The 16,544-nt window shown below is 41.9% G+C and carries 17 protein-coding genes and 2 pseudogenes; 9 read left to right on the plus strand and 10 right to left on the minus strand.

Annotated elements, in window-relative coordinates; genetic code table 11:
* Positions 1-64: 64 nt before the first annotated feature.
* The 5 genes and pseudogenes from cysW to VZ94_RS22240 all read right to left on the minus strand — a co-directional run bounded on the left by cysW (position 65) and on the right by VZ94_RS22240 (position 5,619).
* Complete coding sequence (gene cysW / locus VZ94_RS04940) at positions 65-937, minus strand: sulfate ABC transporter permease subunit CysW (RefSeq protein WP_045778388.1); 873 nt, start codon at positions 935-937, stop codon at positions 65-67.
* A gap of 8 nt (positions 938-945) precedes the next feature.
* Positions 946-1,773, minus strand: coding sequence for a sulfate ABC transporter permease subunit CysT (cysT, locus tag VZ94_RS04945; protein ID WP_045778389.1), 828 nt, complete (start codon positions 1,771-1,773; stop codon positions 946-948).
* 9 nt (positions 1,774-1,782) lie between these two features.
* A pseudogene (locus VZ94_RS04950) lies at positions 1,783-2,789 on the minus strand (sulfate ABC transporter substrate-binding protein).
* Positions 2,790-2,811: 22 nt separating this feature from the next.
* Positions 2,812-4,368: an alginate export family protein gene (locus tag VZ94_RS04955; protein WP_052700225.1), complete on the minus strand. Its 1,557-nt coding sequence runs from the start codon at positions 4,366-4,368 to the stop codon at positions 2,812-2,814.
* Positions 4,369-4,740: 372 nt separating this feature from the next.
* Positions 4,741-5,619, minus strand: coding sequence for a class I SAM-dependent methyltransferase (locus VZ94_RS22240; protein WP_157844854.1), 879 nt, complete (start codon positions 5,617-5,619; stop codon positions 4,741-4,743).
* Between the two features lie 674 nt (positions 5,620-6,293).
* Between VZ94_RS22240 and VZ94_RS04965 the strand changes: the two genes are divergently transcribed.
* The gene (locus tag VZ94_RS04965; RefSeq protein ID WP_131655470.1) at positions 6,294-7,034 is read left to right on the plus strand and encodes a GGDEF domain-containing protein; all 741 of its coding nucleotides are present in this window, start codon (positions 6,294-6,296) and stop codon (positions 7,032-7,034) included.
* A gap of 48 nt (positions 7,035-7,082) precedes the next feature.
* Here VZ94_RS04965 and VZ94_RS04970 read toward each other — a convergent pair whose 3' ends face one another.
* Complete coding sequence (locus VZ94_RS04970) at positions 7,083-7,733, minus strand: MarC family protein (RefSeq protein ID WP_045778390.1); 651 nt, start codon at positions 7,731-7,733, stop codon at positions 7,083-7,085.
* A gap of 573 nt (positions 7,734-8,306) precedes the next feature.
* On the opposite strand from VZ94_RS04970, the gene VZ94_RS25785 reads away from it, so the two are divergent.
* The 3 genes from VZ94_RS25785 (at position 8,307) to VZ94_RS04980 (ending at position 10,886) form a co-directional block, all read left to right on the plus strand.
* Positions 8,307-8,531, plus strand: coding sequence for a hypothetical protein (locus tag VZ94_RS25785; RefSeq protein ID WP_157844855.1), 225 nt, complete (start codon positions 8,307-8,309; stop codon positions 8,529-8,531).
* 585 nt (positions 8,532-9,116) lie between these two features.
* Positions 9,117-9,320, plus strand: a complete 204-nt coding sequence (locus tag VZ94_RS04975; protein WP_045778391.1) for a cold-shock protein — start codon at positions 9,117-9,119, stop codon at positions 9,318-9,320.
* Between the two features lie 255 nt (positions 9,321-9,575).
* Positions 9,576-10,886 (plus strand): MATE family efflux transporter, encoded by a 1,311-nt coding sequence (locus tag VZ94_RS04980; protein WP_045778392.1) that lies wholly within the window; start codon positions 9,576-9,578, stop codon positions 10,884-10,886.
* Positions 10,887-10,922: 36 nt separating this feature from the next.
* Here VZ94_RS04980 and VZ94_RS04985 read toward each other — a convergent pair whose 3' ends face one another.
* Positions 10,923-12,299: a phosphohexomutase domain-containing protein gene (locus VZ94_RS04985; RefSeq protein WP_045778393.1), complete on the minus strand. Its 1,377-nt coding sequence runs from the start codon at positions 12,297-12,299 to the stop codon at positions 10,923-10,925.
* A 187-nt stretch (positions 12,300-12,486) separates the two neighbouring features.
* Complete coding sequence (locus VZ94_RS04990) at positions 12,487-12,882, minus strand: Slp family lipoprotein (RefSeq protein WP_239649640.1); 396 nt, start codon at positions 12,880-12,882, stop codon at positions 12,487-12,489.
* A 146-nt stretch (positions 12,883-13,028) separates the two neighbouring features.
* Between VZ94_RS04990 and VZ94_RS04995 the strand changes: the two genes are divergently transcribed.
* From VZ94_RS04995 to VZ94_RS05005, 5 genes and pseudogenes are all read left to right on the plus strand, one after another.
* Positions 13,029-14,453: an ATP-dependent DNA helicase gene (locus tag VZ94_RS04995; RefSeq protein WP_338040245.1), complete on the plus strand. Its 1,425-nt coding sequence runs from the start codon at positions 13,029-13,031 to the stop codon at positions 14,451-14,453.
* A 37-nt stretch (positions 14,454-14,490) separates the two neighbouring features.
* A pseudogene (locus tag VZ94_RS31645) lies at positions 14,491-14,973 on the plus strand (ATP-dependent DNA helicase); the annotation flags it as partial.
* Positions 14,954-15,268: a tRNA (adenosine(37)-N6)-threonylcarbamoyltransferase complex dimerization subunit type 1 TsaB gene (tsaB, locus tag VZ94_RS31650; RefSeq protein ID WP_338040246.1), complete on the plus strand. Its 315-nt coding sequence runs from the start codon at positions 14,954-14,956 to the stop codon at positions 15,266-15,268. The pseudogene VZ94_RS31645 and the gene tsaB, both read left to right, overlap by 20 nt.
* Before the next feature lie 49 nt (positions 15,269-15,317).
* Positions 15,318-15,647, plus strand: a complete 330-nt coding sequence (locus tag VZ94_RS31655) for a tRNA threonylcarbamoyladenosine biosynthesis protein TsaB (RefSeq protein ID WP_338040247.1) — start codon at positions 15,318-15,320, stop codon at positions 15,645-15,647.
* Positions 15,647-16,012: a cupin domain-containing protein gene (locus VZ94_RS05005; protein ID WP_045778394.1), complete on the plus strand. Its 366-nt coding sequence runs from the start codon at positions 15,647-15,649 to the stop codon at positions 16,010-16,012. Before VZ94_RS31655 ends, VZ94_RS05005 begins: the two co-directional genes overlap by 1 nt.
* 16 nt (positions 16,013-16,028) lie before the next feature.
* On the opposite strand, the gene VZ94_RS05010 is transcribed toward VZ94_RS05005, so the two are convergent.
* Together VZ94_RS05010 and VZ94_RS30220 are read right to left on the minus strand one after the other, a co-directional pair.
* A complete protein-coding gene (locus VZ94_RS05010; RefSeq protein WP_275575134.1) occupies positions 16,029-16,424 on the minus strand; it encodes a hypothetical protein in 396 nt (131 codons plus the stop codon).
* Complete coding sequence (locus VZ94_RS30220) at positions 16,406-16,492, minus strand: hypothetical protein (RefSeq protein ID WP_275575135.1); 87 nt, start codon at positions 16,490-16,492, stop codon at positions 16,406-16,408. Before VZ94_RS30220 ends, VZ94_RS05010 begins: the two co-directional genes overlap by 19 nt.
* Positions 16,493-16,544 lie beyond the last annotated feature (52 nt).

The raw sequence follows: 16,544 nt of genomic DNA on the forward strand, positions 1-16,544 counted from the left end.
TGCTGCCGCCAAGCCTACAGAGATGTATTTACGGCGTCCTGCACTCTGAATGACCTGCCCCGGCTTAAGTTGGTGATCGATTTTGTTGTTGTAACCATTCCAGCGTCGTTTTAAGTACCAGAGTTAGCAACGCTAATCCGGCTAAAATCGAAGCGCTGGCAAATGCGCCAACAAAATCATATTCGTTGTAACTCACTTCAACATGTAACGGTAATGTGTTCGTCAGACCTCTAATATGACCGGACACCACAGAAACTGCGCCAAACTCACCCATAGCTCTGGCATTACACAATAAAACGCCATACAGCAACGCCCATTTAATATTCGGCAACGTAATCTGAAAAAACATTTGCCAACTGCTCGCGCCTAATGACAACGCCGCTTCTTCCTCTTGGCTACCCATTTCTTGCATTAACGGTATTAGTTCACGCGCAACAAATGGGAAAGTAATAAACAGCGTAGCTAAAATAATTCCTGGTACGGCATAGATGACTTTGATGTTATGTGCGGAAACCCATTCACCTAACCAACCTTGCGCGCCAAAAATCAACACGAATATTAAACCTGAAATAACCGGCGACACCGAAAACGGTAAGTCTATAAGAGTTAATAACAAACTCTTACCAGGAAACTGAAAGCGAGTAATCGCCCAAGCCGCACAGAGTCCAAACAACGTGTTTAACGGCACCGTAACTAAGGCCGTGAGTAATGTTAACCGTATCGCCGACAACGTATCCGGCTGGGTTAAAGCCGACCAATACGTCGCCCAACCTTTAGCAAACGCTTCGATTAATACCACCGCCAACGGTAAGCAGAGAAATAATAAGATAAAGCCCAATGCGATTCCGGTCAGCGCTCTACGAAGCCAAACAGGATCGGTGAGCGCAGGTCTTTTTACCGCCTCAGCGGTTTTAATTAAGTCAGTCACAGCATTCATAAAAAAACCTATACTTGCCCAGAACGAATCCGTACCCAGCGTTGCAGCAAATTAATCACTAGCAATAGCAAAAACGAAATCACCAACATCGTTAGGGCTATCGCTGTCGCGCCAGGTACGTCGTATTGCTCTAATTTGGTAATAATCATCAGTGGTATGATTTCTGATACATAAGGCAGATTGCCTGCGATAAAAATAACCGAACCGTACTCGCCTATGCCGCGCGCAAACGCTAAGGCAAAGCCGGTCAGCATGGCAGGAAATAAATTCGGCAAAATAATGTGGATAAAAACCTTTATCCTAGATGCACCTAAACTAGCTGCCGCTTCTTCCATTGCCGTATCAAACTCTTGTAATACCGGCTCTAAGGTTCGCACCACAAACGGTAAGCTAATAAAAATCAACGCAAACACAATACCCAGTGGTTTATAAGCGACTTGCAAACCAAACTGCTGCATTAGAATGCGCCCTAACATGCCGCTAGGTTGATAAATAGTCGCCAACACAATACCCGCAACCGCTGTCGGTAACGCAAACGGTAAATCGATTAACGCATCAAACAATTTTTTACCGGGAAATGGGTAGCGCACTAATACCCAAGCAATCACAAAACCAATCAAACCCGCACAAAACGCGGCAAATAGCGAAGCAGTAAAGCTCACTTTAAAAGACGCTAACACACGCGCATGAGTGATAATTTTTAGATATTCACTAAAACTCAGCCCAAAACTGGTGACCACTAAGGTACTTAAAGGAATTAGCACGACTAAGCTTAAATACACCACAGTGAAGCCTAAGCTGGGCGCAAATCCAGGCATGATTGAATGTCTTTTCATAATGAATGCCTAAGGCACATAAATTTGGTCGAAGATACCGTCATCATCAAAATGCTCTTTTTGTACGGCATCCCAGCTACCAAAAACGTTGCTTAATCGTAAACAAATCTATACTAGGGAATTTAGCAACATCGGAAGACTCGGCTAATTCGGGGTGAATAGGTCGATAAAAATGCTTAGCAGCGAGTTTTTGACCCGTAGGTGTATAGAGATAATTTAAATACGCCTCTGCTAAATCTTGCGTACCATGTTTTTTAACCACTTCATCAACAACAGCGACAGGGGTTTCCGCCAGAATACTGCTAGGCGGTGCTACGATTTGAACTTGTTCGCTACCCATTTCTTTTATGGCGAGTAGCGCTTCGTTTTCCCAAGCCAACAGCACGTCACCGATACCACGTTGTAAAAAGGTCGTAGTCGCACCACGCGCACCCGAATCTAACACCGGCACGTTTTTATACAATTTTTTAATAAACTCTTTAGCCGCGTCTTTGCTCGCATACTTCTTCTCAGCAAACGCCCAAGCCGCTAAATAGTTATAACGCGCGCCTCCAGACGTTTTTAGGGTTAGGCGTTACCACGGTAACGCCTTCTTTAACTAAATCATCCCAATCTTTAATATTTTTGGGATTACCTTTACGCACTAAAAATACAATCGTAGAGGTATAGGGAATACTGTTATTCGGTAAACGACTTTGCCAATCAGCCGGTAACAGCTTAGCTTTTTCAGCAATCTTATCGATGTCATAAGTAATGGCTAACGTTAAAACATCGGCTTCTAAACCATCCATAACCGCCCTAGCCTGCTTACCGGCTCCGCCATGCGATTGTTGTATTGTCACCGTTTCGCCGGTTTTTTCTTGCCAGTATTGACTGAAAGCTTTATTGAAATCTTGATAAAGCTCGCGCGTAGGATCGTATGAGACGTTTAATAAACTTCTATCGGCAAAGGTTGCGCTACTAATGAATAGGCTTGCGGTAAGCAAGCTTAATTTTAATGTAGATGTTAAAGACATAGTTCCTCACAAGATTAACAAGTTATTGAAAAGCATTGATATTGACTTCGACATAGAAAAAATTCGTGTCGTCGGTATGGTGGCCTTGGCTTTTATTTTGGATGTTGCGGACAAATTCGCCGGTTGTGAAATGCGAATAGCCTAGGATGGTTTCAACTCTTGGGTCGATTTTATAGCGGGCGCGAATATCAAACGAATGACCGATAAAATCACCGCTTTTGCCAGTTTTATCGCGGTTTAAGCCAGTTGGGTCAGGTACAGTATTTAAGTTATTAAAGCGGTCGGTATCGCTTGCTAACCAGAAAAAGCTATAACCCGTGTCTAGTCTAAAATTCTTACTGGGTTCTAACTCTAACCGTATTTTAGGCGCGATGATGTTTTCAAATACGACATAGTCATCAGCACTCCAAGGGCGCGCGAAACCAAAGAAACGCTCAAAGCGCTCATTGTGTTTATCGTTAGGATCTTTGTCACCGCTAGCATAGCCATAGCTAGCACTGAACCTAGGTTTCCACGGGTGGCTAAAGGTATAACCGATTTCAGCAGTAAAACCGTAGGCGTCTTGGTTTTGCGTACCACTGGTACCAAATTGATAGATTCCATTAAAATCATAATTAACGCCGCTTTCACCTACCCAACCGTAGCCACGTAATGCAACCGCATGGATTTCTCTATCTAAAAAATTGTTATTAGCACTCGCCGTTTGTTTAAGCTGTAAATAATAAGGCTCTAACGTGATGATTTCGCTCCATTTACGCCAGTGCCCCATAACGGCTGAAAGCCATTGCTCATCGACGACTTCATCAAAATCGTATTTAAGACGCTCCAACGGTTGCAATGCTAACAAATCGACTTGCCAATCGTTTTTATCCTGCCCTAACATGGCTTGAAAACCTTGAAACGTGTTCGTCGTGTTACGCCATTCGTTGTTACCGATAAGCCGTCTATCTAAAAATTCGAAATTGAAACGCCCCATTTTGAAACTGAACGGGCGCGCATTGCCTAAATCATCCGTACCTAACGCATCTTTGAAATACAACTCGCCATAACCGGCAATAATTTCAAATTCATTAACATCGCGGACATCGGTTGGGAAATGACTGTTATAACGTCTTGAATCTTGTAACTCGACAGCAAAGCGGAAAGGGTCGAAAATTTCTTTTACACCTAAATAAGCGCGTGTTTTGAATAACAAAGGATTATCAACTAAGGCGGTACTGCGGCGAATATCGCCATCGCGATATTCATAGCGGAAACGGAAATTTAAACCGACATCTAACCAGGTTACATCTTTGAATTCTTCAATACCGGTTTTACTGAGATTTCTAATGTAAGGCGGTGGCGTAGTTAAACGCTTAGTACCATAACTGCCAGCTTCTAGGTAATAGCCGTACTTTTTGACATATTCTTCTTTGGCAAGCTCTTTTTTTCTAGCTTCTATTTGGGCTTTTTCGTTACGTTGCCGTTCTTGCTCTTCTGACAATACAACAGCGCTTTCAGTGGTTAGCGGAGTTAATAGCACTAGGCTAGTCAGTAAGCCGTTAATAGCAACGAATTTACGGCGATGAAAAAAAATCATAATAGACCTGTCGATTAGTTTAAGTCATTAGTACATAGGAATCATTGTGCTAAAGCTTACGCTAAATAATTACCAGCAATAAAACGATATAAATAGATATTAGAATCTAATTATTAGATATATTTACTCACTATAAATGATTTTTCTCCGATATTTTCGCCGCTTAACAAAGAATAACATCAGGGGGTGTTCTATAATCTTGGCAAGGCTTAAGCCATTTAGTAATTGGTAAAAACACAATAACTCAGATCAAAATATTTTCTCTGACCCCAGTTATATAAGTTTTTAGGCTACACACTTTAGCAGGGACAGAGTATTTACGGCGTGCAGCACCCTGAATACCCTGTCCCACCTTACGTTGGTAGCCTAATTTTATCCAATAGAATCTAACAATTCCTTTGGTGTCACGTTTCTTAGCTTAAACTCAATAGCTAATCTTTTTATTATTATGAATGGCTTGAATATTCCCTTTCCCTTAAACAAATAATTTAGCCAGCCTTTATCAACAAAGCTGTTTATGATTAATTCAACGTGCTCGTCACTGGGTTTACTTATGGTTTTAGTTGCTAACGCTTTCTTTTTAAATAAAACTCTTAAATTACCATTATCATGGACTTTTATAACATCAAAATACTTACTCGCACAGGCAATCAATGTATATTTTGAATAATAATAAAGATGTGCTTTAAAAAATCGATTGTGCGGCGACGCATCATCTTGAAGTAAATTAGGCACTTCAACAAATAACAAACCACCCTCTTTAAGCACATCGGCTATTTTTTTCATTACAGCCAATGGATTAGCCATATGCTCAAACACGTGAAATATCGTGACAATATCTGCGGATGATTCTGTTAAATCATCGAGCATAGATGTTATTATTTCTACACCATATTCTCTTTTTGCAAACTCCGAGTAGCCATGGTTAGGCTCAATACCTATGGCATCAAACCCGTTTCTTTTGGAAAGATACACAAACTCTCCGCCGCCAGCACCTATATCAACTAATTTACAATCGTCTTTAATATTAATAGGACTGGTCATAAGAAATTCTATTCTCTCAAATGCAGCCAATCCCGCTCGTCTAATATGCTTTAATTTTGGCGTGTAAGTGTTTTTGTAATCCATTCTATAGTTATGCGAATAATATAAACTCAATGTTTCTTCCGATGGAATATGTGTCTGTTGCACCAGCCCACATTGTTTGCAAACAGATATTGGGAAGTTTGACTTTTGCTTATGATCAATCACCTCGAAACTGAAGGTGTTATCTGAGCCACATAGTCTGCATGAAAGTGTCATAATGTTGAAATAGGTTAATAGGATGGAAAATTAATAGCGAATCGAATCCATTAAATGCGATAGAAATGCATGACTACATAGCCAGCTTGCGTCAAGATAAGGGTTGGACAAATCGGTCGAAGTGATTTGTCCAGCCAATAATCTTCGATAGAGCCATTAATAGAAGAGGGTAAAGGCTTATTAATGCTTAGTAAAATTGAAAATATGGATAATTTTTATAGTTTTTAACGATGTACCTAAAACCTGCAAGCTCTAAACATATACTCTGACCCCAATTATAATCACAATAATATTCTATTGTGCTATTATTTGTCTGAGCTGAGGCTTGGCGTAAACACCCTGTTTAAATATAATTGATCCAAACTTTGCTGAGTCTTCGTCTGTCAGCATTTGTTGTGACATTGGTCATCCAGTTTGCATGAGGTAAACCGGTAGACTGGGTGCTATGCTTTCAATCTCAACCAAATCGCTTATTACAAAATGGCAACAGCCCCTACTCCAAAAAGCGATAAATTTTTAAAAAATTGAGGATAAATGATTATTATCAATGTAGTTTACATGCTAGGTTGGCGCATATAGGGTTACCTCACCCGCTAGTTTCAAATAGCCAATTAGGTAATCTTATGCTCATACATGATGTTAAATTTGGACGTCTTAAAATAGTTGCGTTAATCACGCTGTTCTCAATTGTAGCCTCAGAGCTAATCACGATGGTATCGCTCCGTTTATTTGATTCTGAAATTGATGAGGTAACGATTTTTTTATCAGCATTAGTTCCAGCGCTAGTAGCACCTTGCGCAAGTTGGTATATTGTTGGTTTATCGATAAAAATCAATCAACTAAAGGAAGAATTGCAGATTATCGCCAGTTACGACAAACTGACTGGCACCATGACCCGCACTGCCTTTCTAAACAGTTGCGAATCTGTTTATGACGCTGTCAACCGAAAGGAATCCTCCTTAGCCATTTATTACATTGATGTCGATGATTTTAAAAAAATTAACGACACTTACGGACATCCTGGCGGTGATGCAGTTTTAAAAGCCTTTGGTGAAGTATTACAAAACTGCTTAAGGAAAAGCGATATGTTAGGACGTATCGGTGGTGAAGAATTTGCCGTGGTTTTACCACATATTAGCGTAACAGACGCTCTCAAACTGGCTGAAAAATTGCTGTCTGCAATCAAACAAAGCCCGGTCTTTTACAGCGGATTACACATTCCTTATAGCGTCAGCATTGGCATTACGCCAAACGAATCCAGCAATAAAACCTCATTAGAACAACTGTTTAAACAAGCCGACCACGCGCTTTACCAAGCTAAACTTAACGGAAAAGCTTGTGTAGCGGTCTTTTTGAACGAGTAATTATTTTTTGCGTGCTACACCCCAACCAATCTTGATCCATAACATCGCTTAGCTTTTATACGACAAACTTGGAAATGCGTCTGCCAATCCAACAATTATAAATTGCACCGCCATTGCAGCGAGCAGCAACCCCATAATTCGCGTTGCCGTATTTATACCCGCAGTACCCATTAAATTTCCTAAGCTAATCGCGATTCGCAATGTTAACCAAATAATTGCCGCCAAGATAAGAATACTCAAGCTTAAGAGTATTTTTTCCGACCATTGCTCCATTTGATTTGCATTGACAATAACCAAGCTAATTGCTCCTGGTCCCGCTAACAAAGGCATGGCTAAAGGAACAATAGCAATATCGTCCCTATATGTAGCTTCTAACGTTTCTTGATCAGTGTGGCTTGCACCGCTGGATTTGGCATGGAACATGGAAATGGCGACCAGTAATACCAATAAGCCGCTAGCGATACGAAAAGCAGACATCGTGATACCAAAAAATTGTAATACCGCGCCACCTATCCATATTGAAATCACGAGAATAATGGCTACCGCTATTGAGGTTTTTATCGCTATGCGCTTGATTTCCTCATTTGATTTGCTAGACGTCATACTGATATAGACAGGTATTGCGCCAAGTGGATTCAGTATGGCAAAAATACCCACAAAATCCTTGAAAAGCTCTGTCCAATTGACTATATCTTGCATAATAAACGGAATATTGGGTAATTGATGATGTTCATAGCCGGAGAGGTTAAGACTAAATGTTAAATAGTTTTGTTTAAGTTTTATAATTTCGTTGGTACTAAGATTTACTCGCGCTTTATCTCAACTCGTAAGATGAAATCGTAAATTGAATTAGCGAAGCGTAATCAGACGATAAGTTTGTATTTTGCTCATCTCATATCCCTAGTGAATTTTGTCGTAAATGGCGAATAAAGAGTATAGCAAGATGAATTTACTCTGACCCGTTTTATTATATAGTCGCATATACACTCTCTGACAACGTTATATAACCAATGCATATGGACAGTTACGCAATAGAGGCTGTGAAAGTATCCATTATTTAAAATCTGTAGCACAATATATTGATATCGTTTGTAAAAAAGTCTGTATACTTTCAAAACCTCGATAGCAAATCGCCATCGGTGTGCCCCGAAATGGCAGATTGCCTACCTGCGAATCTGCCTTACCACGTTACGGGTTAAGCGCTTGCTTCAACCCGTACCTTTCGAAGACCAAACGACCACAACAACAAAGACAACGCACAGGGCGACAGAAGTGAATAATTCTCTAGCCGATGGCGGAAACACAAGAACGAAGCCTTTATCTTTGATGAGCGAGGAAAAGCTCGATACGCAAAAGGGCATAGCAAACAAGCGAAAAGTTTGCCAGCGATCTCTTGTGGCTGACTTAAATCCGCCGACACTAAGGATTAACGCAACGCCGATAACTGCGCTGATGCCAATTGAATTGAGCCAGATATTTGGCGAAGCGTCGAAGTGATGGAAAACCGTGGAAGCCCACCAGATCAGGTAGCACCAGAGCACAACCTTACCATTGGGAAGGCGTGATAAGTAGCGTACGATCAATGAAACCATTTTATCTAGGCACCTAACAAGTAATTATATAGTTATTCGTATCATGCATTTTTGCGAAATAAACAGCAAGCCTTAGAGTCTTTTTATTTTTCGGCGCTTAAAATAACAAAGGTCAGAGTAAAAAAATTTACTTTAACCCATGTTTTTATCATGAAAAAGACATCGAATGACGCGAACGATGTGCCTCCTAATGTCGGCAAATATAAGTGTTGCTGCGATTCAGATTGCATAACGATATGACCTGTGTCGTGCCCCCATATTTTCCACGTTCCGAGTCTGCTAAAGCTAAATTCACAATGGCAAAGGCATTGTAACTCCATAAACACTGTATTTTTTGCGTGTATAAATAGCATACTGTGCAAAATATCAGTACAATCTACGTTGCAGAGTAAAGATGTTGTAGCCAGTGAAGTTCCCTCTTAGTAAAGGTAGTCCGGTTGTCAATGTTGTAGTTCTGTATTAACCGTATTTTTTATTTGAGGAATTTCAAATGGCAACAGGCACTGTCAAGTGGTTTAACAATACTAAAGGCTTTGGTTTTATCGCGCCTAGCGAAGGCGGCGAAGATGTTTTCGTACATCATTCAGTAATTCAAGGTGAAGGCTTTAAAACTTTAGCAGAAGGTCAAAAAGTTAACTTTGATGTTGAATCAGGCCCTAAAGGTTTAACGGCTACTAACGTTTGCCCAAGATAACACATCGCATCTTACTAATGCGTTAAAGCGCTTTTTTAATCTTATCCGCGCTTTTGACAGTGGTTTTATAACCCGCCCAATTTGAAAACCATACGTTGTATACCTGCCGAAATGACGGATGTGCAAAACAATGAGTTTTTGATTGGACGGGGGTTAACAAACTAAAACCACTGTCACTTTCCTTCTTTTATTGCTCATTCCGGTTGGCCTGTTATGTTAACAGCCATTCTCTTTTGTCGTTATATCGTATAGACCGTGCCCCGGATAAGCAGCGCCACTCTTCTTAAACTCACCTTACCCACTGCGCTATCAGCGATGCTCGATAATGCATATCGCGTGATTGATCAGCAAGCTGTGCAATGGTTAGGCGTTGAGGCACAAGCCGCCATTGCGTCGACGACTTTTGTGCTCATTGCTTATTATGCGTTGTATTCCATCATGTCAGCAGGCACGTTAGCGTTATTGTCACGCGCAATAGGCAGTAAGGATACGAAATCCCAAGAAGCGTATATGGCTAATGCGTTAATAGGCGCATTAAGCATAGGTCTGTGCGTACTGAGTTTGAGTGCATGGTTAGCGCCGATGACGGTGCAGTTATTAGGCTTAACAGGAAACACCGCTGAACTGGCGCAAGCTTATTTGCGTTGGCACGCCTTATCGTGTTTAGCGCAAGCTGTTATGCCCAGTTTAGAAGCGATTTTTATTGCCTATGGTCGTGCACAACCGGTATTTTGGCTACAGTTACTCGCCACAACGCTTAATATCGTGTTAAACCCGGTGTGTATTTACCATTTTGGTTTAGGTATAGGTGGTTCGGCCTTGGCGACAGGGATTAGCTCACACATCGCTGTTATTAGCGGTATTTTGCTGTTACGGGTTACTAGCCCATTCCGCTTTAAACATTGCCTACCCAGTCGGCATTTAGGCCAAATTGCCAAAATTGGGCTGCCTATGTGTTGGGGTTCGCTTATGTTTGCCGGTGTGTATTGGGCTATGCTGCATTGGGTCATTAGTCCGTTAGGTACGTCAGTAAATGCCGCGCTTGGTATTGGTTTTTCAGCGTTAGAAGGTTTTACCTGGCCTGTGTTTTGGGGCTTTTCTATGGGTATTGCCGGAATAGTCGGCAGATGTTTAGGCGCTAATCAAATCAATGATGCTTTAGCCGCCATCCGATTGGCATTTAAGTGGTTAACGGCTATAGGCATGTTAGTGGGACTGGTTTTTTATTTTGGTGCGGTCTATTTATGTAGTCTGTTTACGCAAGACGCTGCAGTTTTAATCCAAGCCGTTGGCTATGCGCAAATATTAGCGTTCTCGCAAGTTTTTGTCGCTTACGAAGCACTTGCAGAAGGTGTGCTTAGCGGAAGTGGGCAAACCCGGCTGATTTTTTACTGGTCAGCACCGTTAAATATTTTACGCATTCCGTTGAGCTGGTGGTTTGCGATTCATTTAGACTTTGGCGCAAACGCGGTCTGGTGGACGATTAATGCCTCGACCCTTTTGAAGACGTTAGGTAAATGGTATTCAGTACAAACGGGGCGCTGGCAGCGTACCATTGACGAGTAGAGACGCAACTATTGCGTCTCTACAGTTTGCTAAACCTCACTCGTCTAATAACGCTAAGATTTCTTCGGTTTTAGCTAGCATCAGCGCTTGATTAGCGCGTGATTCTACATTCAGTCTGACTAAAGGCTCGGTATTGGAACAACGCAGATTAAAGCGCCAATCGGTGAATTCCATGCTTAACCCATCGGTAAAATCGGTGGCTAAAGCGTGTGCTTGATAATGCTGTTCGACTTTTTTCAATGCCGCGCTAGACTGGGCAATCGTCCGGTTGATTTCACCGCTAGCAGGGAATAATTGCATACGTTCATCAACCAGTTGCGATAGTTTTTTACCGCTACGGCACATTAAATCTAACACCAATAACCACGGAATCATTCCGCTATCGCAATAAGCAAAATCGCGAAAATAATGGTGCGCGCTCATCTCGCCGCCATAGACCGCATCTTCTAAACGCATTCGTTCTTTAATAAACGCATGACCAGTTTTGCTTTGTATCGGCTGGCCGTTTAATCCCGTGACAATATCGACCGTATTCCACGTCAATCTAGGGTCATGGACAATGCTAGCGCCGGGATATTGACGTAAAAACGCTTCGGCTAATAAGCCAACAATGTAATAACCTTCGATAAAACGCCCTGTTTCATCAAACAAAAAGCAACGATCAAAATCGCCATCCCAAGCAATGCCTATATCGGCATGATGCTCGGCAATCGCAGCCATCGTGCTATGACGATTTTCCGGTAATAACGGGTTGGGAATACCATTAGGAAAATGACCATTAGGTTCATGGTGAATTTTGATAAACTTTATCGACTTAGGTAATACCGCTTCTAATTGGTCAATCACATGTCCAGCCGCACCGTTGCCCGCATTGACAACAATCTTCATCGCCTTAAGCGTTGACACATTAATATATTGCAATAAATGTTGAGTATAGCTTGCGCTTATATCAACGTGGATTAAACGTCCTCTCTCGCAAGCGGGTGGAGAGAACCGCCTGGATTCTGCTAATGCTTTAATAGCATTTAAGCCGCTGTCACCGCTTATTGGACGGCTTTGCTCGCGCACCAGCTTCATGCCGTTGTAATCTTTAGGATTATGGCTAGCGGTAACCATAATGCCGCCATCCATAGTTTGACCTTGCGCTTGATAGGCAAATGTCGCGAAATAAACTTCTTCGGTACCACACAAGCCTATATCGTAAACATCAACACCGGCATCTAATAAGCCATTGCTAAGTGCAGCCGTCAGTTCATCGCTGGTCAATCGTATATCACGCCCCACGATCACCGATTGGGGTTTTATACTGTCGGCATAGGCACGGCCAATGCGATAAGCAATGTCTATATTTAATTCATCAGGGATACGGCCACGAATATCATAAGCTTTAAAACAAGTCAGCGAATCGGTCATAATCTTCAATGTGTTTGGTTAACGACGAGGGTAGTAGTAAGGGAAAGGACGATAAAACCCACCCCAGTAATAAGGATAAAAGCCATACGGATAATAAGGACCAACGCCAAAACCTCCGTAATAATAGTTATAAGGCCATTATAGCCATTATAATAATCAGGCCAGATATGCATGACGCTAGAAGACACTAGCGGTAGATGCATGACTTTTTTTTGCCTATCGTGCGCTCGATGTCGCCTTTTAATTGACCCGCAACGGTGATTTCTGAGTTTTTAGTATAGATTGTCGGTTCTAAAAATTCTGAGGTTTTAACCACAAAGCGACCTTCACTGGGCTGATCGAGCATTGGACGGCCATAGCTGTTCAAAGGATAATATAGCACCTGCATTAGGCTGAAATTTTGCTCGTTATCAACTTCAACGATGACACCACCCCAGCGTATCGCGGCTTCGCGAAATTTAGCCGTATTCTGGCTTGCTTCTTTATAGCTTAAATCATACAGCGGCGCATCTTCGATAGCAGGTGGTAAACTGGAGCAGGCGCTAAGCAAGAGGCTGAAGACTATTAAACTTATCGTTTTCATCTGAAACTCCTTAAATATGCATAATGAGCTTACGATGCTCGACGTGCAGGGTAGTTCCGTACAATATAACCCGTTAAGTAACGCATCTATAGCGTTCTTAGCCACATTATCCTACTATGTTCTGTTTATAGCATCTTGTTTAGGCAATGGATATATCAGCATTTTTTAGCAGTAACGGAATTCTGGCAAAAGCCGTTAAAGGTTATCAACCTCGGCAAGCACAAGTCGAAATGGCCACAGCGATTGATACCGCTATTCGTGAAAATCGCCATTTTATTGCTGAGGCAGGCACAGGCACCGGTAAAACCTTTGCTTATTTAGTGCCTGCTTTATTATCGGGTAAGAAAGCCATTGTTTCTACTGGTACGAAAAACCTGCAAGACCAGTTGTTTAATAAAGATATTCCGTTATTGCGCAAAGTTTTTAAAACGCCGTTTACCGCTGCCTTGCTAAAAGGACGTAGTAACTATTTATGTCTGCTACGGCTAAAAAACGCGATGACAACGACGTTTGGTTTTAGTAAAGATGATGCAATGGCACTGGCTAAAATCAATACCTGGGCATCGCGTACCCAAACGGGTGATATTTCAGAAATCGCAGGCGTAGAAGAAAACAACCCTATTTGGTATCAGGCTACTTCAACCGTTGGCAATTGTTTAGGCCAAGAATGCGCGGATTATGCTCAGTGTTTTTTAGTAAAAGCGCGTAAAAAAGCCCAAGAAGCTGATTTAATCGTCGTCAATCATCATTTGCTGTGTGCGGATTGGGCGATTCGTGATAATGGTTTTGGTGAGTTATTGCCTAGCGTCGGCGCGGTTATTATCGATGAGGCGCATCAATTACCGGAAACCGCCGCTAATTTCTTAGGCATTAATTTAAGCGGCAGACAGTTTAATGAGTTGGCTCAAGATAGCTTAGTCGAATTTTATCAAGATGCAACCGATATTCCCGAACTACGCGCGACGGCAGAAAATTTAGAACATGCGGTTAGAAATTTAAGACTAGCATTTGGCATAGAGCTTAAGCGTGGCGACTGGCAAGAACTGGTAAAAAACAAAGCCGTCATGGATGCTCTACATAGCTTGCAAACAAACTTACAACAGCTAACTGAGCAATTAAAAATCGCTTCGGTAAAAAGTAAAAATTTAGACGTGTGCTTTAAGCGCGCTGAAGAGTTATCCGAGCAATTACAAGCGATAGTAACCGAGCAAGATAGCAAATGGATACGCTGGTATGAATTGCATAGGCAAAGCTTTACGTTAAATCGAACCCCGCTAACTATTACTAACGAATTTCAGCAATTCATGCTGCTACATAAAGCCAGCTGGATTTTCACCTCTGCGACATTAAGCGTGGCAAACAGCTTCGAGCATTTTTCCAGCCAACTAGGTTTAACCGACATCCCAGGAGCCAGTTGGAGTAGCCCATTTGATTATGCCAATCAATCGCTATTTTATCATCCGAAAGGCTTGCCTCACCCAAACGACCCCCACTTTATTCCGCTTATTTTAGAATTTGTCGTACCGGTATTAGAAGCTAGCCAAGGCCGCGCATTTTTTTTTATTCACTAGCCATAAAGCCTTAAAACAAGCTGAAACCTTATTAAAAAACCGGATTGATTATCCGCTGTTAGTACAAGGCAGCAAGCCTAAAGGCTTATTATTGGAGCAATTTAAAAAAACAGGCAACGCCGTGTTATTAGGCACAGCTAGTTTTTGGGAAGGTGTCGATGTACGCGGTGAGGCGTTATCGTGTGTGATTATCGATAAATTACCGTTCTCATCGCCTAGCGACCCGGTGTTACGAGCACGTTTAGATATCATGACACAACAAGGTAAAAATCCTTTTTTTGAATATCAAATCCCTGCGGCGGTCATTGCCTTAAGACAAGGGATAGGACGCTTAATCCGCGACGAACACGACAAAGGCGTGTTAATGGTATGCGACCCTAGACTTTTGAAACGCGCTTATGGTCAGTTATTTTTAGACAGCGTTCCACCTATGAAACGAACCCGTGAACTTGCCGATGTACAAACATTTTTTTTCAGCATTAACTTAAAGGTACTCACGCATGAATTTATTAGCCGTTGATACTGCGACTGAAGCATGTTCTGTCGCAGTATCTGTAAACGGTAACATTACCGAAAAATTCCAAGTCGTTGGAAACCGCCATAGTCAAATCGTATTACCCCTCATCGACGAATTACTTAACGAAGCGGGCTTAATGCCTAATCAGCTTAACGGCTTGGCATTTGGCCGAGGGCCTGGCTCGTTTACCGGTGTACGCATTGCGACAGGTGTGATTCAAGGCTTAGCCTTTGGCTTAAATTTATCTGTGGTTCCTGTTTCAAATCTTCAAAACGTTAGCGCAAGCCTATTTCGATAAAAACATAAGTAGTGAGCATGACTGTGTTTTTGTAGCCGTCGATGCGCGTATGCAAGAGATTTTTTGGGGTGTTTATCAACTCAATAAAGACGGCTATGCCGAATTAATTGGTAATGAAGCGGTGCTAGCAGCCGATGCTATTGCCTTTCCCAATATAAAAGGCGTAGGTATAGGCTCGGCTTGGCTAAATTACGGCGAGATATTATCTAAGCGATTAAACCAATGTTTACAAGATATTGACGCGCATTGCTTACCCCATGCCGCAACGATTGCAAAATTAGGTTTAAGAGGATTTGCTTTAAACCAACAAGTACCTGTTGAGCACGCCATGCCTGTATATTTACGCGATAAAGTTGCACTTAAAGAATGGGAGCGTTAATGCAAAGCCAAATCCTAAAAGCTAACCCAGAACATGAATATTATTTTGATGAAGGCTGCTTTATTTTAGAATTATCAAACAGCCTAGCTGACCCAGCCGTTTCAATCGCTAGGGCTACAGTAAAACCGGGAGTTACCACAAAATTACATTGTTTAATCGGCGTTATTGAACGTTATGTCGTTTTATCCGGATGCGGTTTAGTTGAAGTCGCTGGTTTACCCAAACAAGAACTAGTACCCGGTGATGTGGTACTTATTCCGCCAGAATGCTCGCAACGTATTAGCAACCAAAGCGATAGCGATTTAGTCTTTTTAGCGATATGCACGCCCCGTTTTACGCCTGAGTGTTATCGCAGTTTAGAATAAGACCACATGTGCCTCATTAAAACAAATGCCTAACAGCGTCACGCTCTTCTTTCAACTCAGCCTCAGATAAACGCATACGCTGAAAGCTGAACTCATTAACATCCAAGCCTTTAACTATATTAACTGAGTCATTTGCTATCTGAACAGGAAAAGAATAAACCAAATCGGCTTCAATTCCGTAACTGTTATCAGAAAAAACCCCCATACTGGCCCAGTCGTTATGCTCAGTACCCAGTGTCCAGACTCTCATTTGATCAATTGCCGCATTAGCCGCTGACGCAGCACTTGATTGCCCGCGTGCTTTAATCACCTCAGCGCCTCGCTGTTGTATTGTTGGGATAAAGTCGTTAACAAACCAATCATGCTCAATTATCGCTAACGCATCTTGTCCTTTTACTTTTGCATAATGCAAAAATCTGGATATTGCGTTGTGGAGTGATTACCCCAAATAGCAATATTTTTAACATCCGTAGGCAACACTCCACATTTTTCGGCCAAGTAGCTTAAGGCACGATTATGGTCTAATCGACTC

This window comes from Methylocucumis oryzae (genome assembly GCF_000963695.1).
Classification (GTDB): Bacteria; Pseudomonadota; Gammaproteobacteria; order Methylococcales; family Methylomonadaceae; genus Methylovulum; species Methylovulum oryzae.